The organism is Corallococcus sp. AB018 (assembly GCF_003986945.1).
Lineage (GTDB): Bacteria > Myxococcota > Myxococcia > Myxococcales > Myxococcaceae > Corallococcus > Corallococcus exiguus.
Genome location: NZ_RAWR01000224.1, coordinates 1 through 17,402, shown reverse-complemented (window position 1 = coordinate 17,402; position 17,402 = coordinate 1). Strand labels below are relative to the sequence as shown.

Genomic DNA, 17,402 nt, shown 5'->3' with positions numbered 1-17,402 from the left:
CCCGGCCTTGTACTCCGCCGTGAACTCCCGGCGCGGCCTGCGGGGCTTCCTCTGCTTTTCGTCAGTCGCGGACATCCCGTGCTCCTTCCATCACATCTCGGGTGTCCACGGAACCGGGCCAGGCTCAGGCACACTCCTGTTCCCCACGCGGGAGGGGACGCTGCGGCCGGGGGCGTTCGCCTCGGTGGGCCTGGGGGTGGACAATGCGCGCTGACACCCTGCTGCTGGCCCTGGTGCTGCTGGCCACGGGATGCGCCTCCGTGCCGCAAGCGCCTGGGAGTGGCCGAAGCTTGAGCTACGCACCGAGAGAGGCCTCCTCGCCCGCCTGGGTGGAAACTCCGGGCGATGAGTCTCCGCGCGCCCGGAACTTCCTCCCGCGCGCTCTTGCTGGGCCCGAGCAACGGCTCCTGCGCCGCCAGCAGCCGCGTGACGACGTAACCGCCGTGGGAGACAGCGCTGTCGGGGGCGGGGGCCGGAGCAATGCATTGACGCGGCAGGCGGTCCTCGACGCGACGAAAGACGTGAAGGGCTCCTTGCGCAGCGTCGAGGCCGCGTTCACCCAGCTTGCGGCCCGTCCTCCGGACCTCTGGGGCTGGAGCCTGACCGGCGTCTTCACGCGCTACCTCGACCAGGGCTCCAAGCAGGTGACGTGGCTTCATGGCGCGCTTGGGAGCGCCACCGCGTTGACGGAAGCGGCCTCGGAAGTTGGCGACACGGACATGGAGCTGGGCCTGCTACGTATGACAGGGCCGAAGCTCCAGGCCGCTCAGTTCGGGACGCTCCTGCTGGCCACCTGGGTGGATTTCCTGCACTTCGCGGACGCTGTGCTCCGTCACTGCCCCATGTGCAGCGCCGAGAAACTCTTCGTGGACCTCCATCGCGTGCAGGGGCTGATGGAGCCCACGCTGACGGACCTTGCCTCACTGGACCCGGAGCGGGTGGAGGCAGCGACCACCGCGATGCCCGAGTTGATGGGGAAGCTGACGCGTGAATTCGACACGCTCCAGCGGGAGACCCGCGAGACCATGAAGCTTGGCGGGCAGGTCATCGCGGCGATGCAGGCGGTGGAGATGGTCACGATGATCTCCACGATGAAGATGGCCCTGCCACGCGTGCCGCCCTCGGCCCCTGCGGTGCTCGGCGTGGGACTGGCAATGAGTTCAGGCGGCGTCATGGTGGGCTCGCGACTGGTGGTCTCCGCCGAATGGGTGGAGATGATGCGAAGGCTCGTGCGGGCGTCATCTCCGTGCCTGCCGTCGGCGCGGCCGTCCTCATTCACGGCGGACAGGTCACGATGGCCCAGGCGCACCGGGACCTCCCCAAGGGCGTGCGCGACGCGCTGGGGGACAGTCCGGAGGTGCGCGGCATGCGCGTGACGGGCAGGGCGGGGGCGGGCATGTCGGACGCCCCGAAGCACCATGTGCTCCCGCAAGAGCACCGCGAGTGGTTCGAGCAACGCGGCTTCAAGGGCGACATGGACATCGACCCGTTCTGCGTCCGGTTGGAGCAGGCCCACCACGAGGCCATTCACGGTGGGGGGAACTGGAAACTGGGGCGCACATGGCCCGGTGAGTGGAATCGGCTGATCATGGAGGCTCTACGCGAAGCGGAGAACCTGGCTGCCCGGAGGTTGACGAGGAGCCAGGTCCTGAACATCGTTGCGGAGAACATGAAGGAGTACAGAGTCCCGATGAACTTCGTCACCGGGAGAAGTCGATGAGCGGCGGAGAAGCCTGGCGGGGCAACATCACGGCACGCCTGTACGAACGGGTACGCAAGCGTGGGTACGAGTCACTCACCGCCTTTGCAAATGCTCGTCCTACCGTATCGTTAGTGGCTCTGGCCGAAGAGCTGGGACCGGATGACGTTGCAGGGGTACAGCTCTTGAGTGCTTTGCTCTACGAGGCGGAGCAGCACAAGCAGGTGACGCGCTTTGTGCGTGATGTTCTCGCGCGCATGCTGACTCAAAGCCTTCCCGACGGATGGCCGAGTGTGCTTGACGACGAGAACCGATTCGCCGTCGCCAAGGCGCTTGGTCGCTGGATCGCCTATACCCCCGAGACGCATAAGGGGCGTGCGAAGCGGGTCGGAGATGCGTTGCTCGCCAACCCTCCCCCCGCTGGATGGCGTCCGCTCGGTCCCGACGACGAGCTTCTCCGGACGCTCTTGCCGGACGACGAAGCCTGACCGGAAGCGGCGTCCCTTCAAGCCTGTCATGGGCCACCGACTCGGAACGCGATTTCGATCAGGACAAGGAGCCCGCGTGCTCGGGAGGGCCCTGACGCCTGGCTGCCCGCCCTCCAGGCCCGTGCGGGCGATTCCGGAGCGGGTTGCCGGACACAGGGGGCGATGACGAACCTCCTCCGACGGAGGGAATCCTTCATGGCCAGCAACGACAAGCGTCCCGCACCCCCGCAGCCCGCCGAGGATTTCTACGGGCGTCCGACAACTCCGCGGCAAGACGGCGAGCCCCCGCGCGAAGGCCAGGGCTCCGCGCCCCATGAGGATCCGAAACCCCAGCGCTCCGACGAAGCAGACGACGAGCGCGAGCCCCGCAGCGAGCTGACCGAGGCCGACGAGAAGGGCATCCACCTCCGCGCCGGGGACGACGCCGACGACCGCGACCTGCGCCTCCACGACGCCAGCGGCCTGCGTCCGTATGACCCTCGCGAGCGCGCCCCGGGGGCCTCGCTCGACGACATGCCGGACGGCGACGGACCTCGCAGCGACGCGGGCACCAACCCGGTGTCCGACGTGTACCGCTACGGCCACCCGGACCGCATCCCGGACCGCGAGCGCTGAAACCCGCATCATGAAACACCGAGGGCCAGGAACCGGGCTTTTCCGCCCCGTCCTGGCCCTTTGTCACGTCCGGATGCCCGCGGCTTTCAGCCCACGCGGCGCGGGGCGTGATCCAACCGGTGCGCGTCCACCCACGCGTCGGCCTGCGCCATCGTGTCCACGAAGACCGTGTCGAAGCTGGCCGCATGGCCCGTGAGTAGCATGGCCACGGACATGGCCTTGCCCACCACGCGCTGTGACAGGTCGGACCCCACGTACACCACCGAGCGCATCCACTCCGCGCGCACGTTGTTGGCCAGGTACTTGCGCGACTCGGCGGGCAGCTCCGAACCCGGCACCTCCGCCACCAGGTAGAACGGCCCCTGCGCCGCCATCTCCTCGTAGACGCGCAGCGCCCACTTCGCGTCCTGCAACCCCACGACGCCCGTGTACTTCGTGTGCAACACGTCTGGCGCCGTCATCCGAATCCGGTGCGCGCCACACGTCCACTCGCGAATCTGTTGCTCCATGCGGTCCTCCCCCCGGCTACAGGAAAGAACCCTACGCCCGACCCCTCCTGTCCAGGGAAGCGCCCCTGCCCTTCCGTACAAGGTCTGGCTGTCCATTGGATGTCAGACCCCCTCTGTACTGTGTACCCATTCCGACAGCATTCCTGAGGGGGAAACACCATGACGGAAACCCGTGAACTGCCGCGCGTCTCGGTGAACAAGTTGGGCGAGTACCTGGTCGCCACGCCCGCCCGCCGCAAGCGCATCATCCACGACCAGAAGCACCCGCCGGATGCCCAGTACCTGCGCTATCCGGAGGCGTCCCATGCCATCACGGACTTCCTCTGCCGGGGCCTGGACATGAACGTGCTGCGGGAGTCCCAGCGCCGGTTCGCCTGCGCGGTGCCGCAGACGGAGTTCGAGGCGCAGCGCATGCAACTGTGTTCGGAAGCGCTGGAGCGCTTCGCGGACCTGGTGCCGTGGTTGGATTTGGACGACGCCATCATCAGCGCGGTGGGCGCGGAGCCGCCCGTGCTGGAGATGGCCGGCGTCACCATCAGCGTGCGCCCGGAGGTGGTGGTGCAGCGGTTGGACAAGCACGGCAACCCGCGCGTGGGGTTGATGAAGCTCTACTTCTCCAAGACGCAGCCGCTGGACGAGCGGAGCGGCCAGTACATTGGCACGCTGCTGCAGCGCTTCTCTGAGCAGCACCTGTGCCGGCTGGGCCCGGCGGACCACCGTCTGATGACCGTGGTGGACGTGTTCGCGGGCTCGCTGTTCGTCGCGCCGCGCGCGCACATCCGCCGGCTGGGCGACGTGGTGCTCGCGTGCGAGGAGATCGCCGAGCGCTGGGCCGTCCACTGACGGGCCCCACACGCCGTCAGCGAGGCGCCGCTTCCTGACGGCGCCGGTGGGCTTCCAGAAACGCGCGGGCCTGGGCCTCCGAGTCCACGAACTCCGCCTCCAGCTTCGCGCCACCGATGAAGTTGAGCGCCACCACGAGCGCGCGCAGCACCTCGCGGTGCGTGCGCTTGGCGCCGAAGAAGACGACCGCGCGGAACCACGCGGGGCGCACGTGTTCGGCCAGGTACTTGCGCGGCGCGACCGACAGCCCCTCGGAGCTGCTCAGGTCCACGACGAGGTACAGGGGCTTGTCCGGGCCCGCCCCCAGCTCGTGGAACACGTCCACCAGCTCCCGCACATCCGTCTCTGAAAACGATCCCCGGACCTTCGTCCAGAGGATGTCGGAGTCCTCCAGCGAGACACGCTGTGTCCCGAAGACCCACTCCCGCATCACCGCCATGCCCTCTCCCACGCAGAGGGCCTCAGGGTACCCAAAACCCGGGGCCCGTCACCAGTCCGTGCCCCCTTCTTTCCGAGGGAATCCGCCCGTCCAACCCTCAGGGTCACGCGCACGCGCACGCCACGTGTCCTCCCGGGCCGGGTCAATCCCCGTACATCGTGTCAAGGCGTCCCGAGCGAGGCACGGCCCTGGCTGTGTCACGGACGGGTCAGCGCGGTGAAGGCGCGCGACGGGGCGTGGGCGGAAAGCCGCTATGCTCGTGGAGCGGGCGGCCTGACGGACGGTCGCCCCTGGGCGCATCCCCGGCCGGTTGTCGGGACGCGCTTCCTTGCTCACCGTGAAGGGTCGCGCCGCTGGCGCGGAGGATGGGGGCGTGGTGCTGGAGTCCTTGTGGAGCAGACGCGCCGTGCTCGTGTCGGGCAAGGGCGGCGTGGGCAAGACGACGCTCTCCGCGACGCTGGCGGTGGCGGCGGCGCGCGCGGGCCGGCCGGTGCTGCTGGCGGAGCTGTCCCCGGACGAGGGCGGCCCGTCCACGCTCTCGGGGCTGGTGGGCGCGAAGGAGGCCGGACCACGCGTGGTGCCGGTGGGGCCGAACCTGTCCTTCGTGCGCCTGTCCGCGCAGGAGGGCCACCGGCTCTTCCTGGAAGAGACGCTGCCCGTGAAGTGGCTGGCGGAGGCCGCGCTGCGCTCGAGGGCGCTGCGGCGCTTCCTGGAGGCGGGCCCCGCGCTCAAGGAGATGGGGCTGATGTTCCAGCTCCTGGCGCTCCTGCGCCTCACGCACCCGGACGGCCGCAGGGTGCACCCGCTCACGGTGGTGGACCTGCCCGCCACGGGCCACGCGCTGGCGTTGGCCACGCTGCCCCGGAGCATCCTGTCGCTGATGCCGGGCGGTCCCGTGGGGCGCGCGGTGCGTGAAGGGCTGGACCTGCTCCAGGACCCCGCGCGCACGGGCGTGGTGCTCACCACGCTGCCGGAGCCCCTGCCCGTGAGCGAGACGCTGGCGCTGGTGGGCGAGCTCAAGGAAGTGGGCCTGCCCCTGTCCGCCGCGGTGCTCAACCGCATGCCGGAGGACCCCTTCACGCCGGAGTCTCGCGCGGCGCTGGAGCGGCTGCTGGAGACGCACGGGCCGCACCGGGGGCAGCGGGCGCTGGAGCGGCTGGAGCGCGCGCGGCTGGCCCGGCAGCGGCTGGCGGCGGGCGTGAGCGTGCCCCACTGGGGGCTGCCGGAGCTGGCGCTGACGGGCGTGGCGCTGGTGGAGCGGCTGGCGGAGCTCCTGGAGTCCACACTCGAAGGAGCCGCGTCCCACGGCGGCCGGGAGGCCACGCCATGAACCTGGACGGCATGCTGCGCGACAAGCGGATCCTCGTGCTGTGCGGCGCGGGTGGCGTGGGCAAGACGACGACGGCGGCGGCGCTGGGCGTGGCCGCGGCGCGCTCGGGGCGCAAGGTGCTGGTGCTCACCATCGACCCGGCGCGGCGGCTGGCGGAGGCCATGGGGCTGAAGGAGAACGGCGCGGAGCCCACCACCGTGCCGCCAGAGCGCCTGTACGCGGACGGCCCGCGAGGCGAGGGCCGGCTGGACGTGTGGATGCTGGAGCCGCGCATCGTCTTCGAGCGCATGGTGCGCCGGATGTCCGCCACGGAGAGCGCCGCGCGCACCATCCTGGAGCACCGCCTGTACCGCTTCCTGTCGGAGCTGGTCGCGGGCGTGCAGGAGTACGCCGCCGCGGAGGCGCTGGACGGCTTCATCGCGGAAGGCCACTACGACCTCATCGTCCTGGACACCCCGCCCAGCCGCCACGCGCTGGACTTCCTGGACGCCCCGGGCCGGCTGTCGCGCTTCCTGGACGAGCGGATCATCTCCCTCTTCGGCCAGGAGTCGGGCCGCGCGAGCCGGCTGTGGCAGGGCGCGCAGGCGCTGGTGGGCAAGGTGCTGGACGGCGTCTTCGGCGGCGGCTTCGCGCAGGAGATGCGCTCCTTCGTCTCCGCCTTCGGAGGCCTGTTCGCCGGCATCCGCCTGCACGCGGACCGGCTGCGGGAGCACCTGTCGTCGAAGGACGCGGCGTTCCTGCTCGTCACGTCGCCGGAGGCCGCCGCGCTGCGCGAGGCCACCTTCTTCCAGGAGGCGCTCCAGGCCAAGGGGCTGCCCTTCGCGGGCTACGTGCTCAACCGCAGCTGGGCGCGGGATGACGGCCTGGCTCCGGCCGCCGCGCTGAAGCCGCACGCGAACAACGCCGCGGACACGGACGCCGTCAGCGCGCTGGAGCACCTGGCGGGCGAGGAGGACGCGCGCGCGACGGCGCACCGCTCGCTGCTGGCGAGGCTGGCCGAAGGGCTGCCCCGGGGCGCGCTGGCCATCGCCGCGCCGGACGCGGGCGCGGACCTGGAGGACTTCCGGGGGCTGGTGCACCTGGGAGACGCGCTCACCGTCGTCTGACGTCCCGCTTGGGATGCCTCCCGTGCCAGGGCGGACGGGCGAGCGGCGCCGCACCTGTCCGGCTGGAGCTTTGCGCGTCCGGGCGCGCTTCCCATGTTCGCAAGTCGAGGAGGCTTGCGACGCACATGGGCACCAAGGACTACAGCAACGGAAACGGCAGGCATGACCTGGGGCGCGCGGACATCTCCACGCCTCCCACCGACGCCATGGCCACGCACCGCTCACCGGACGTGGCGCCGCCGGGCTCGCGCGAGCGCGCGGAGTCCGACGTGAGCGGTTGGAGTCCCGCGCGCGACGAGCCGCCCGCCGACCGCCAGGGGCGCTTCCACCGCGCCGCCGCGTGGCGCCTGGGCCGCGTGCGCACGGACGTGGACGACACGGGCACCTGGCGCGCGGACCGAGAGGGCGAGCGCGACGGCGGCACCACCGGCCCCTACGGCCGAGACGACCGGGACGTGCGCTACGCCAACGGCGCGGGCCCCCGGCGCACCCAGGGCGACGACACCGTCCAGGAGATGCAGCCCCAGCGCGCCGACTACCGCGAGTGGGACCGCAGCGGCTACGGCGGCGAGGAGCCCCTGTTGCGCGACCGTCCGCGCCGCGAGGCATCGGCGTGGCGCGAGGATCCGGGCCTGCGCGAACGGCAGGCCCCCCGTCGGGAGGAGACCTTCCCCCTGGACCCGAGGCTCCGCGCATCCCGCGCCCCGTCCACCGCGTCCGCGCCTTCGCTCCGCCGCTGGAAGCGCGAGCCGCTCTCCGCGCGCGACATCATGACCCGCCAGGTGCGCACGGCCCGCCGCGACAGCTCCCTGCGTGAGGTGGCGCAGTTGATGCGGGACGAGGACTGCGGCGTGGTGCCCATCGTGGACGCGGAGGGACGGCTGCTGGGACTGGTCACGGACCGCGACCTGGCGCTGCGCGCCTTCGCCGGTCAACGCGCAGTGGACGGCCTGCGCGCCGCGGACGTGATGACGGAGGACCTGGAGGCGGTGCTGCCGGAGGAGGACCTGCACGGCGTCATCGAGCTGATGGGCCGCCGCCAGGTGCGCCGCATCCCCGTGGTGGAGCCCGACGATCGGCTCGTGGGCATCATCGCGCTGGGGGACATCGCCAGCCGCGCGGATCAGGACGAGGAGCTGCAGGAGGCGCTGGAGCGCATCTCGTCCCGGCGCTCGTTCTGGAGCCGGCTGCGCTGAGAGCAGGCCCGAGGAGACGGGAGGCTCGAGGGCCTCCCGTCCTGGCACCCGTGAATCAGGCGATGGAGACGACCACGCCGGACGCGTCCGCAGTCGTGGTGAACGTCTTCAGGTTCACCGTCGCCGCGCCCCCGGGGTCGACCACGCCCGTCTTGCTGAACGTGGACGCGTGGCACGGGCAGAGCAGCTCGTCGAGGCCCGCATCGAAGCCCACTTCACAGCCCTGGTGCGTGCAGACGGAATCCACCGCGGAGTAGGAGCCGTCCGCCAGCTTGAAGACGAAGAGGGTCTTGCCGTAGCCGGTGGGGTTGCCGCTCACCATGCCGCCCGTGCTCTGGAGGTCGGGGAACTCGGCGAAGGTGAGCGTCACCTTCCCGTCGACCACCGACGGGAAGTTGTCGCTGCCGGCCTTGAGGTTGATGCTCAGCACCTGCGTGCCCGCGTTGTACGTGGCCACGTACGTCTTGAGCGGCACCGTGGCGGGCTCCTGCGTCACCTTGCCATCCGTCACGTTGAACTTCGACAGGTGGCAGGGGCACACGGCCTCCGTCCCGTCGAAGCCCATGGGGCAGCCCACGTGGGTGCACGTGGCGGACAGCACCGCGTAGGTGTCCGCGGACGGGTGCACCACCAGCAGGTTCTCCTGCCCGGATTCCTTCGGGAAGCGCAGCGTCACCGAGCCGCCCGCGCGGGACAGGTCCGGGTAGCGCTGCACCACCAGCGACACGATGCCGTCCGCGCCGGGCGTGGTCACGTCCAGCACCGGAGAGGGGTCGATGTTCGGCGCGCACGCGGGCGGCAGGCCCGCCACGACCACGCCCGTTCCCAGCAGCTTCTTGAAGAAGTCTCGACGCGACGAGCTCACGTGCCCTCCGTGAAGACGAGGTGCGGCTCCAGCACCAGCTCGTCTTCCACCTTCACCAGCAGCAGCGTGGGCCGTTCGATGTTGTAGCCCTCCAGGCTGATCTTGAAGGAGCCATCCGCCGTCACCTGCGTGGCGGAGTCGAACTTCACCGTCATGGGGATTTCGACGTCCTTCGTCACGCCGTGGAAGGTCAGCTTGCCCTTGAGGGTGACCGGCACGGAGCCCGGGAAGGTGGCGGGCGGCTTCACGCCGGTGCCCACGGCCTTCACCTCCACCAGCGGGTACTTGGCGGCCTCGGTCACCTCCAACATGTGCGTGTCGCGGTTGGAGTTCTGCGAGTCGAAGTCCTTCACCTGCGCGCGCACGGCCACCTGGATGGTGCCGTCCGGCTTCAGCACGGCCTTGCCCTCGCTGGGGGCGGCCTTGCCGGACACGGTGTGCATCTTGTGGATGAGCTTGTAGGTGAGGGAGCTGGCGTCCTTCTTCACCGAGTACATCTTCGCGTTCTGCGCGGCGGCGGGGAGCGCGAGCAGCAGGGCAGCGGAAAGAACGAGTCGTCGAGCAATCACGGCGTCCTCCAGAGGGGGCTACGTCTTGTCTCCGCACAACGGCCGGCGCGAGGAGACATTCACGACAGGGGGGTTCGGGTCAGAAAGTGAGCGTGACGATGCCCGCGGCGACGCAGCCCAACGTGGCATAGCCCACCACCTGGTGCGCGGTGGCGTACTTCGGCTCCGTGATCTCGCCGTAGCTGTGGGTGGCCAGGATGCCGAGCACCGCCTGGGCAATCATCCCGGCGGTGGCCAGGCTCATGAAGATCTTGTGGAACGTCACCGTGTCCCATTGGAACGGACGCTCCACCGGATCCGGCGCCAGGATGCCCAGCGTGCCCACGGTGGCGAACAGCAGCGACGTGCCGATGACGACGCCCCGGTGCCAGGCGAGCAGCGAGCGATTATCCCCGCCGCCGTCGGTGAATGAACGGCTGAACTGGATCTGCCCCAGCACGGTGGCCGCGGTGAGGCCGCCCGCCATGGCCAGGCCCAGGCCCTGGTGCAGCTTGAGCATGGTGCGGCGCGTCTCCAGGTCCTTTTGCAGGTTCGGGTCCAGCAGGCCCGCGGACGCCTCCGCTTCCGGCGTGAGCAGGTCGAAGTCCAGGCTGGGCTCGGACGACGGCGTGGCGCTGGAGTCCTGCGGCGCGGCGGAGCCCGTCGAACCGGACTCCGGCGTGGCGGACACGGGCGGCGCGACGTCCGGCGTCATCGGCGCCGCGGGGGTCGCGGGCGCGGTCTCCTGCGGGGGCGGCGGCACCGGCGTGGGCTGGCGCTTCGTGGGTTTGCGCTTCGCCGCGGCGACCATCACGGGGGCGTCCGGCGCGAGGGCCGCACCGGCGGGGGAGGCCGCCAGGAGCATGACGGCCAGGAGGGGGGAAATGACGCGGGTCATCATGGGGTTCCCGGGGGACGACGCGGCCCGTCGAAAAGAGGGGGGGCCATGTCTTCCCAGGCTACCCCGGCTCGCAGTTCGGGTGCACGGAAGTGCACACAGGGTCCGGGTGAACCTTGCGATGCCGGCATGTCCTGGATGGCCGGAGCCATAAGAAACCCCAGGGACCGCCGGAAGATGCGTCTGTGTCAGGCCGGTGTCGTCGAGGGCACCTCCGAGCGGGGCGCGGTGCCGTGCGCGAGCTCCTGGCCCAGGGCGTGCGGGTCGAAGTAGGCGAAGAAGCGGCGGACCCGGTCGCCGTCCCACTCGAGGATGGAGACGCCCTCGTAGGCGACGGCGGCCCCTTTGCGCGCCGTGCCCTGCGTCTCCCATTCGAGGGCCACGCGGTCGCCGGATTCGATCATGTTGCGGAAGGTGGACTTCACCTGACCGAGGGTGGCCTTGTACTCGGTCCAGAAGCGGCGGGCGCCGTCGATGCCGGAGAAGACGTGAGGTGAAGCGACGTTGCTCACCTGCGCATCGTCGGCGAAGAGGGCGACCATCGGCTCGATGTCGCCGTGCTCCTCCAGTTTCAACAGTGCGTCCACGAACCGCTGCGCTCGTTCCATCGGCATCGGGTGTCCTCGCTCGTCGCGAAAGAGAAATCAGGGGTGTGCCCGGGAAGGGTGCGCACGCGAGGGAGAGGTGACCTGCCGTCGGCGGCCGCTCCCTCGTCCTCCAGACGGAGGCCCCACCCCCTTGCTCCCGGGTGGCCCGGTGATGGAAGACGGACGCTGTCATGTCCCAGGAAGCCCACCGCCCCAAGCCGTCGGCCGACGCCCCCAGGAAACAGTCCTGGCAGGAGGCCGAGGCGGCCCTGCTGGGCCTGGTTCCTCCCGTGACAGCGACGGCTGAGGGCGAGGCAGCGTCCGACGCCCCGGCTCCCGCGGCCGTGGAGCCTTCACCGCCCAGCTGGCGCAGCGCCGCCTTCGTGGCGCTGTGCGCGCTGTACCAGCTGCGCCGGGCGATGCCGCTCGCGAACGTGACGCCGTGGGACTTCGGGGCGCTGTTCTCCAAGGGCTACGGCACCGTGGCCTTCCTGGTGTTGTTCCCCTCGCTGGTGTCGCTGTGGGGCCTCACGAGGGGCAACCTGAAGCGGCAGGCCGACGCGTCGGCGTGGTTCCTGCTCCAGGCGGTGGTCTGGGCGTTGCTGGCCGTGGTGGCCCTGTTCCAGGGGGAGTTCGTCACGGCGCTCCTGATGCCGTGGCACCTGGCGCTGGGGTGCGCCATCCTGATGGTCATGCTGGCGCCGCCGCCGCTGGAGGCCCCGGTGCCACCGCGCGGGAGCCCGCCCCCGCCCACCGTGCGGCCCGCCACACCCGAGGACCGGGACGCCATCGCGGACCTCCAGGATGCGGCGCTCTCGCGGCGTCCCACGACCTTCGAGGCGCCGTCCGAAGGCGAGGCGGACGGACGGCACCCGGTGCTGGTGGCGGAGGAGGACGGGCGCGTCGTCGGGTGTGCCGCCACGCGCGCCCACAGCTCGCGCGAGTGCTACGCGGACATCGCGGACTTCAGCCTCTTCGTGGCGAAGGACGTCCGGGGCATGGGCGTGGACGAGCTGCTGCTGAAGGCGCTGCTGAAGGCCGCGGAAGGAGCGGGCTTCCACAAGCTCACCACCTGCGTCCTCGCGAACCAGTCGCACACCCTGAAGCTGTTCGAACGCCTGAGGTTCACCACGGTGGGCACGCACGAGAAGCACGCACGGGTGGACGGCGCGTGGCACGACGTGGTGGTGGTGGAGAAGTTCCTGCGCTGAAGGGGCCGGAGGCGGCTCCACGGACACTGTCTCCTCGTGGCACCCGAGGGTGGGGGGCGCCCCTCTTGCTCGCGGGCTTGCGCCGGAGGATGACTGTCCTCCAGGAGCACCCATGTCCCAGGAAGCCCTCCGTTCCGAGCCGTTGCCCTCCTCCGTCGACGAGGCGCCCGCCGACGTTCCCGAGTCCATCGCGGCGGAGTCGTTCCCGCCGCTGACGTTTCTGCTGGAGGAGGTGCGCTCGCCGGGGATGGTGCGCGCGGACATCGACGCGCTCATCGTGGGCCTGGGCCGTCCGCCCGCGCCGGACGAACCGCCGCGGGAGCGGGCGGATCTGCTGCTGGGGCTTCTGGACCGGAGCAACCCGGTGGGGGACTACGCGGGTTCGGGTGGGATGAAGGTGCGGCACGCGGCGAAGGAGGCCCTGATCGCCATGGGCTATCCGTACGCGATGGAGCTGCCGCCCGAGATGGTGGAGGCGAAGAGCGCTGACGGCAGGGCAGCGGGGCTGACCGCGGGCAACGTCACCCTGGCGGTGGCGAGTGCGCTGTACCAGTCAGCGGCCATGGTGACGGTGTGGTTCCTCCTCCAGTACTTCCGGATGCCGGCGGCGGCCGAGGTGTCGTTCGGCATCGGCTCGGTCCTCTGGATCTTCACCGTGCTCTCCCTGATGGGCCACCACTCCCGGTCGAGGGACATGCAGTCCATCGCCTCGGTGGTGCTGTGGGCGGCAGCGGTGTTGTGGATCCTGGTCGCCCTCCCGTTGGCCGTGTTCACGTATGGCGTGGCCCTGATCTTCGTCCCGTGGCACCTCGCGCTGTGGACCGCCATCTCCCTGCGCCCGGAAGCCGAGGAGGAGGCGCCGACGAAGCGCGCGCCTTCTCCGTGAGCGCACCGCCCGAGGTGGATCAGCGCCGCGAGTCCTGGCCCCACTCCTCGCGCGTCCAGCCCTGCCGTTCATAGAGGGCCCGGCGCTCCGAGGGCAGGGCCTCCCAGGAGACGCCGGGGTCCAGGTCCTGGGGGCGACTGAAGAGGCCGGGGACATCATTGCGGACAGCCTGGGAGGCACGCTCGGGGGTGAGGCCGCGCAGGCCGTAGCCCAGCTTGAGGCCAGCGCGGCTCTGGCCGGACTTGTCGGAGACTTCGAAGGAGACGCCGCCGCCGAACTCCGCGGTGCGAGGGTTGAGAGCCGCGTGGGCGCGAGCATGAGGGCCCGCGCCCAGGGACAGCTCCACCTTGCCCTCCGAGTCGCGGCTCACGCTGGCGATGCCCAGATCCACCTGGAGCTGGGCCTCCGTCTTGCCGTGAGCGTCCATCATCACCTCCAGGCCCAGGGGACCGGCCTTCGAGGCGATGCCCGCCTGCGTCTGGACGTCGGTGGTGCCGCGCGCGGAGGCATGGGCTGTGCGTTTGAATTGGATCATCTCGTGGGACGCGCTCGCCTCGGCGGAGACGAAGGCACCGGCGGGACGTTCTCCGGAGAGGACCTGTGCGCGGGCGGTGACGGTCTCGTAGGCCTGGACGAGCGAGTGTCGGGGGCGTCCCAGGCCGGCCTTCCATTCGGACTCGTAGCGTTCGCGCTGGGGGTCGGACCAGGAGAGGCCGAGCGACGTCTCACGCAGGTCCAGCGACTGAGGAGGTCCGAGCACGCGAAGGGCCTGGAGGCTGCCGGCCTGGGCCACGGCGTCGCCGTAGCGTTGCAGGTAGGCGTCGTAGGCGACGACAGCGGCGCGGCCGGAGTCGGTGGCGTGAGCGTTCACGGCGTCGCGAAGGGCAGCAGGGAGCTTCGGATCATTGACGAAGGTCTCCGGTCGTCCAGGCATGCCGAGCGGTCCTTCCACCCCGCCCGGGCGCCGCGAGAGGACGCCGTTGGATGCAGCCTGTTCGAGGAAGGCCTGGCGCGACGGAGCATCCATCCGGGACACGTAGGTGGAGAGCAGCCCGTCACGGTCCATGCGGTCCAACGTGGCGCGGTACGCATCGCGAGGCACGGAGCCGAGCGCATCATGCGTGGCCTTCACATCGCTGTCGGTGAGGAAGGGGTTCGACAGGCTGCGCGTCAGGTGCGAGCTGACCGAGGCATAGACGTCCTTGGGGACGGGAGCCGAGGGGGAACGCAGCCTGCCGCCCATGGCCGCGAGTTCCCGCGCGGACACGGCGGGGCCATCTGTCAGGTTGGAGGGACGGGGTGAGGAAGGCGCAACAGAGGGGCCGTCATAGGGCCGCAGCTCGTTGCGTGAGGTCGAGGACGCACTGCTCTCACTGACAGAGGTCCTGCGGGATGCGGTCGTGCCCACGCGGAGTTCGGGCGCGGGTGCATCGGGTTCAGGAAGCGTGGGTTCGGGGGACAGGGGACTGCTACCGGGCGCATCGATTCGGGACATCAGGCTCGCTCCGAGGAAGGAGGAGCCCGAGCCCTGTGCAGCCAGTGCGCCACGGTCAGGTGCCCGGAATCAGGGACTTCGCGCGAGGAAGGATCCGCCTTTCGGACCAGGAATCCCTTTGCGCGGACGCATTCAGACGGGAGTGCGGTCCAGCCAGGCTCGCAACCGGTCGCGAAGGTCCTTCAGCTCCGGGCAGACCGTAAGCAGGGCCTGCCACTGGCTTCCCAGTCCCTGCATCGCGCGTTTACGTCCGCTGCCCACCTGCATCAGCCATCCCTTTTGGCGAAGGAAGGGGTCCGCGTACTGCTCCTTGGGGTCCGTGTGAGCACGCACTTCCGCCCAGGCAGCGCCAAGTTCATCGCGATGCAACGCGAGCATCCACACTTCGACCTCTTCGCGTGCGAGGCAGGCGATGAGCCGGTGTGGATGATCCGCTTCGCGGCCTCTTGCTTGATGCGAATTGCCCAGTCGATCTCCGTCCCGGTCGACCATGAGAAGGAACAGGTTCTCCATCGGGTTCTCCGCGACGATGCTCTCGATCGTCTTCTTATCGAGCGCTTCGGAGGTACCTCGGAGATGAGGATCCTTCAGGACCTCGACACGAGCCTTCCGCCCCAGGTCCTCGAAGAGCTTCTCGACGATGGGCTTGAGGATGTACTGGTCGCGCGTGGGGTCCTCGGGAATGACGAGAACCTTCACAATGCGCGCTCCAGCCAGCCCGTGGTGAACAGGTGCTCGATGTTGGAGTGCTTCGACACTTCCTCGAAGTGAGGAAGGTCGCCAAGGCGCCGCAGCACCGTGCCCGAATGACCAGGCGAACGGGCGCATAGCACCGTGCTCTTCAACGCGTCAGGCGAGAGTGCCATGAGTACTTGGGGCGAATGCGTGGTCAGGATGACCTGGAGATTTCGCTCGCGGCTGACTGCTTCCAGGAACTCCACGAGCAGATGGATGCGCTGAGGATGAAGTCCGGTCTCGGGCTCTTCCAGAATCACGAGGCTGCCCTCCCGCACGGTCCTCATTGCAACCAGTGTTCCCAGGAAGCGCAGCGTCCCGTCCGACAAGCTCCGCGCGGGAGTCCGGGTCCCGTCCTTTTCCAAGAGGGCGAACATCACGTCACCCAGATCTGTCTTGCTGAAGTCGAGCCCGACGATTTCCGGGCCGCACAATTCGGACAGCCAATCGACCCATTCCTGCTGGGTGTCCGGATGGCGCTGACTGAGGGACCAGAGTACGGACGAGATGTTCTCCCCTTCGGCCCCCAATTCGATGTCCTGCTGCGGCGAGTAGCCGCGCATTCGCGCTGGAATCACTTCTAGGAAGAGAGCGCTATTCAGCGTCGGCATTTCCAGCAAGGAGCGAGCGAATGTCATGCCAAGGCGGATCCGAGCTTCGCGATAAACGCTCTGATTGGCCTCAATATGGATCGTACGCAGTGCCCCATTTACTTGGGACATCATGGGGGGCAGCCCCTTAACGGGCACTGACTCGACAGAGTACTGCTGCGAAGCGACTTGCAGTTCCAGCCGCTCCCAACGAAACGAGGGTTCGCCCCGAACTCCGATACCCATGCTGTGGGTCAGTGAATCATCGCTCCCCGAACTCCAGCGAAGCGTCAGTTCCACAGGCGTGTCCGCCGAGCGCGCAAGGCCCAGGCTTCCACCGCGCAGCGCCGGAGCCACTTCACGCCCCGCCTCCCGACGTCCCTGGAGGACTTCCGACAGCGTCCATCCCAGTTCCAGTCGCTGAACCAGCTTCAGCGCATCCAGCAGGTTGCTCTTTCCAGAGGCATTCGCCCCCACGAGCACCGTCACCGGAGCGAGCTTCACCTCCGCGTCCGCGAAGCTCTTGAAGTTCTTGAGGTGGATGGATTCCAGCATCGCCGTCACCCTACTTCACAGGCCCCAGCGCGCGAACGCCCATCCCCCACCGAGCGTCCTCCAGAAACGACAAAGGACCCCGGTCCCGAAGGCCCGGAGTCCCAGAACCTGTCCGACAGGAGGGTTGCGCAGAATAGCGGTTCCAGAGCGCCTTCAGGCTGGTCGGCAGGAGGGTTTAACGCGGCTCCTCTCTCCACAGGTACCGAGCGCTTCCAAGGTCGGCCGCTACTCTTTATCTGTTCTGCGCAACCCTCCAGTCGGACAGGTTTCAGCCCAGCACGTCCTGCGCACGGCGGTAGTACATCTCGCGGCTCGCGAGGCCGTTGTAGCCGCCGTTGATGCGGCGGGTGACCTCGCGGAAGTTGCCCGCGTCCGCGTAGCTGTTCAGGTTGCGCGACTGCCAGTACCAACCCGCGATGCGGAACGCGACGTCCGGATCCTTCGCGCGCTCCGGGTGCCCTTCCAGGTCGATGCCCAACGCCTTGCCCGCCGCACGGTAGTTCGCGCGGCCCGTCAGCTGGATGGGGCCCCGGCCCTTGTAGCGCTTGCCATCCCCAGGCTGCGTGTTGCCCAGGTCCTTGCGGCCCTCGTACGCGGCGCCAGAGGCGATCTCCTCCATGTAGCGCAGCTCGCCGCTCTCATGCGCCAGCTGCGCCAGGAACATCTCCTTGCGCCGAGGCGTGTTGATGTTCGCCTCCGCCATCGCCTTGTTCAGGTGCGGCAGGTACTGCTCCGCCTTCGCCTGCGACAGGTTCGGCATGATCCGCCGCAGCTGCGCCACCGTCACCCCGCCCTTCCCACTCGACG

At 69.5% G+C, this 17,402-nt stretch carries 21 protein-coding genes; 11 read left to right on the top strand and 10 right to left on the bottom strand.

The annotated features are described in order from the left end of the window. The 5 genes from D7Y11_RS44595 to D7Y11_RS34875 all read left to right on the top strand — a co-directional run. On the top strand, positions 1-214 hold a 214-nt coding region (locus D7Y11_RS44595), incomplete at its 5' end, for a hypothetical protein (RefSeq protein ID WP_148139254.1). Further along, complete coding sequence (locus D7Y11_RS34885; RefSeq protein ID WP_233607482.1) at positions 204-1,376, top strand: DUF2380 domain-containing protein; 1,173 nt, start codon at positions 204-206, stop codon at positions 1,374-1,376. The genes D7Y11_RS44595 and D7Y11_RS34885, both read left to right, overlap by 11 nt. Continuing rightward, positions 1,367-1,720, top strand: coding sequence for a DUF2380 domain-containing protein (locus D7Y11_RS44590; protein WP_233607481.1), 354 nt, complete (start codon positions 1,367-1,369; stop codon positions 1,718-1,720). The genes D7Y11_RS34885 and D7Y11_RS44590 overlap by 10 nt, the downstream gene beginning before the upstream one ends. After that, positions 1,717-2,187 (top strand): NUDIX hydrolase, encoded by a 471-nt coding sequence (locus D7Y11_RS34880; RefSeq protein WP_120577707.1) that lies wholly within the window; start codon positions 1,717-1,719, stop codon positions 2,185-2,187. Before D7Y11_RS44590 ends, D7Y11_RS34880 begins: the two co-directional genes overlap by 4 nt. A gap of 195 nt (positions 2,188-2,382) precedes the next feature. After that, positions 2,383-2,802 (top strand): hypothetical protein, encoded by a 420-nt coding sequence (locus D7Y11_RS34875; RefSeq protein ID WP_120577734.1) that lies wholly within the window; start codon positions 2,383-2,385, stop codon positions 2,800-2,802. Positions 2,803-2,888: 86 nt separating this feature from the next. On the opposite strand, the gene D7Y11_RS34870 is transcribed toward D7Y11_RS34875, so the two are convergent. Continuing rightward, a complete protein-coding gene (locus tag D7Y11_RS34870) occupies positions 2,889-3,311 on the bottom strand; it encodes an STAS/SEC14 domain-containing protein (protein WP_120564542.1) in 423 nt (140 codons plus the stop codon). A gap of 159 nt (positions 3,312-3,470) precedes the next feature. Between D7Y11_RS34870 and D7Y11_RS34865 the strand changes: the two genes are divergently transcribed. Further along, positions 3,471-4,154: a hypothetical protein gene (locus tag D7Y11_RS34865; RefSeq protein WP_120577708.1), complete on the top strand. Its 684-nt coding sequence runs from the start codon at positions 3,471-3,473 to the stop codon at positions 4,152-4,154. Positions 4,155-4,170: 16 nt separating this feature from the next. Here the strand turns inward: D7Y11_RS34865 and D7Y11_RS34860 are convergent, their stop codons facing one another. Continuing rightward, positions 4,171-4,593, bottom strand: a complete 423-nt coding sequence (locus tag D7Y11_RS34860) for an STAS/SEC14 domain-containing protein (protein WP_126935837.1) — start codon at positions 4,591-4,593, stop codon at positions 4,171-4,173. Between the two features lie 376 nt (positions 4,594-4,969). Here D7Y11_RS34860 and D7Y11_RS34855 point away from each other — a divergent pair, with 376 nt between their 5' ends. From D7Y11_RS34855 to D7Y11_RS34845, 3 genes are all read left to right on the top strand, one after another. Beyond that, positions 4,970-5,923, top strand: coding sequence for an ArsA-related P-loop ATPase (locus D7Y11_RS34855; RefSeq protein WP_306770480.1), 954 nt, complete (start codon positions 4,970-4,972; stop codon positions 5,921-5,923). Next, on the top strand, positions 5,920-7,029 hold the full coding sequence (locus D7Y11_RS34850; RefSeq protein WP_120577710.1) for an ArsA-related P-loop ATPase: 1,110 nt from the start codon (positions 5,920-5,922) through the stop codon (positions 7,027-7,029). The genes D7Y11_RS34855 and D7Y11_RS34850 overlap by 4 nt, the downstream gene beginning before the upstream one ends. 125 nt (positions 7,030-7,154) lie before the next feature. Further along, a complete protein-coding gene (locus tag D7Y11_RS34845; protein WP_172812819.1) occupies positions 7,155-8,225 on the top strand; it encodes a CBS domain-containing protein in 1,071 nt (356 codons plus the stop codon). A gap of 55 nt (positions 8,226-8,280) precedes the next feature. Here the strand turns inward: D7Y11_RS34845 and D7Y11_RS34840 are convergent, their stop codons facing one another. The 4 genes from D7Y11_RS34840 to D7Y11_RS34825 form a co-directional block, all read right to left on the bottom strand. Beyond that, positions 8,281-9,090 carry a Rieske (2Fe-2S) protein gene (locus tag D7Y11_RS34840; protein WP_126935836.1) on the bottom strand — a complete coding sequence of 270 codons (810 nt, stop codon included), beginning with the start codon at positions 9,088-9,090 and terminating at the stop codon, positions 8,281-8,283. Beyond that, positions 9,087-9,659: a YceI family protein gene (locus tag D7Y11_RS34835; protein ID WP_120577712.1), complete on the bottom strand. Its 573-nt coding sequence runs from the start codon at positions 9,657-9,659 to the stop codon at positions 9,087-9,089. The genes D7Y11_RS34840 and D7Y11_RS34835 overlap by 4 nt, the downstream gene beginning before the upstream one ends. Positions 9,660-9,738: 79 nt before the next feature. Next, positions 9,739-10,539 carry a hypothetical protein gene (locus tag D7Y11_RS34830; RefSeq protein ID WP_126935835.1) on the bottom strand — a complete coding sequence of 267 codons (801 nt, stop codon included), beginning with the start codon at positions 10,537-10,539 and terminating at the stop codon, positions 9,739-9,741. A gap of 185 nt (positions 10,540-10,724) precedes the next feature. Continuing rightward, positions 10,725-11,150 carry a nuclear transport factor 2 family protein gene (locus tag D7Y11_RS34825; RefSeq protein WP_120577714.1) on the bottom strand — a complete coding sequence of 142 codons (426 nt, stop codon included), beginning with the start codon at positions 11,148-11,150 and terminating at the stop codon, positions 10,725-10,727. 164 nt (positions 11,151-11,314) lie between these two features. On the opposite strand from D7Y11_RS34825, the gene D7Y11_RS45265 reads away from it, so the two are divergent. Then, positions 11,315-12,334 carry a GNAT family N-acetyltransferase gene (locus D7Y11_RS45265; RefSeq protein WP_126935834.1) on the top strand — a complete coding sequence of 340 codons (1,020 nt, stop codon included), beginning with the start codon at positions 11,315-11,317 and terminating at the stop codon, positions 12,332-12,334. A gap of 112 nt (positions 12,335-12,446) precedes the next feature. Then, complete coding sequence (locus D7Y11_RS34815) at positions 12,447-13,220, top strand: hypothetical protein (protein WP_121754205.1); 774 nt, start codon at positions 12,447-12,449, stop codon at positions 13,218-13,220. Between the two features lie 19 nt (positions 13,221-13,239). Here the strand turns inward: D7Y11_RS34815 and D7Y11_RS34810 are convergent, their stop codons facing one another. The 4 genes from D7Y11_RS34810 to D7Y11_RS34795 form a co-directional block, all read right to left on the bottom strand. After that, entirely contained in the window at positions 13,240-14,487 is a 1,248-nt protein-coding gene (locus D7Y11_RS34810) for a hypothetical protein (protein ID WP_126935833.1), read from the bottom strand. Between the two features lie 360 nt (positions 14,488-14,847). After that, complete coding sequence (locus D7Y11_RS34805; protein ID WP_126935832.1) at positions 14,848-15,414, bottom strand: hypothetical protein; 567 nt, start codon at positions 15,412-15,414, stop codon at positions 14,848-14,850. After that, positions 15,411-16,595 carry an AAA family ATPase gene (locus tag D7Y11_RS34800; protein ID WP_233607483.1) on the bottom strand — a complete coding sequence of 395 codons (1,185 nt, stop codon included), beginning with the start codon at positions 16,593-16,595 and terminating at the stop codon, positions 15,411-15,413. The genes D7Y11_RS34805 and D7Y11_RS34800 overlap by 4 nt, the downstream gene beginning before the upstream one ends. A gap of 268 nt (positions 16,596-16,863) precedes the next feature. Continuing rightward, positions 16,864-17,402 (bottom strand): glycoside hydrolase family 19 protein (locus tag D7Y11_RS34795; RefSeq protein WP_199753869.1); only part of this gene is annotated, 539 nt, incomplete at its 5' end.

What these genes read in the sequence shown, in the direction of transcription:
- D7Y11_RS34815 (WP_121754205.1), top strand. Translation starts at nt 12,447, where the DNA reads ATGTCCCAGGAAGCCCTCCGTTCCGAGCCGTTGCCCTCCTCCGTCGAC.
- D7Y11_RS34885 (WP_233607482.1), top strand. Translation starts at nt 204, where the DNA reads ATGCGCGCTGACACCCTGCTGCTGGCCCTGGTGCTGCTGGCCACGGGA.
- D7Y11_RS34850 (WP_120577710.1), top strand. Translation starts at nt 5,920, where the DNA reads ATGAACCTGGACGGCATGCTGCGCGACAAGCGGATCCTCGTGCTGTGC.
- D7Y11_RS34845 (WP_172812819.1), top strand. Translation starts at nt 7,155, where the DNA reads ATGGGCACCAAGGACTACAGCAACGGAAACGGCAGGCATGACCTGGGG.
- D7Y11_RS34880 (WP_120577707.1), top strand. Translation starts at nt 1,717, where the DNA reads ATGAGCGGCGGAGAAGCCTGGCGGGGCAACATCACGGCACGCCTGTAC.
- D7Y11_RS34865 (WP_120577708.1), top strand. Translation starts at nt 3,471, where the DNA reads ATGACGGAAACCCGTGAACTGCCGCGCGTCTCGGTGAACAAGTTGGGC.
- D7Y11_RS34825 (WP_120577714.1), bottom strand. Translation starts at nt 11,150, where the DNA reads ATGCCGATGGAACGAGCGCAGCGGTTCGTGGACGCACTGTTGAAACTG.
- D7Y11_RS34870 (WP_120564542.1), bottom strand. Translation starts at nt 3,311, where the DNA reads ATGGAGCAACAGATTCGCGAGTGGACGTGTGGCGCGCACCGGATTCGG.
- D7Y11_RS34860 (WP_126935837.1), bottom strand. Translation starts at nt 4,593, where the DNA reads ATGGCGGTGATGCGGGAGTGGGTCTTCGGGACACAGCGTGTCTCGCTG.
- D7Y11_RS34800 (WP_233607483.1), bottom strand. Translation starts at nt 16,595, where the DNA reads ATGCTGGAATCCATCCACCTCAAGAACTTCAAGAGCTTCGCGGACGCG.
- D7Y11_RS45265 (WP_126935834.1), top strand. Translation starts at nt 11,315, where the DNA reads ATGTCCCAGGAAGCCCACCGCCCCAAGCCGTCGGCCGACGCCCCCAGG.
- D7Y11_RS34830 (WP_126935835.1), bottom strand. Translation starts at nt 10,539, where the DNA reads ATGATGACCCGCGTCATTTCCCCCCTCCTGGCCGTCATGCTCCTGGCG.
- D7Y11_RS44590 (WP_233607481.1), top strand. Translation starts at nt 1,367, where the DNA reads ATGCGCGTGACGGGCAGGGCGGGGGCGGGCATGTCGGACGCCCCGAAG.
- D7Y11_RS34875 (WP_120577734.1), top strand. Translation starts at nt 2,383, where the DNA reads ATGGCCAGCAACGACAAGCGTCCCGCACCCCCGCAGCCCGCCGAGGAT.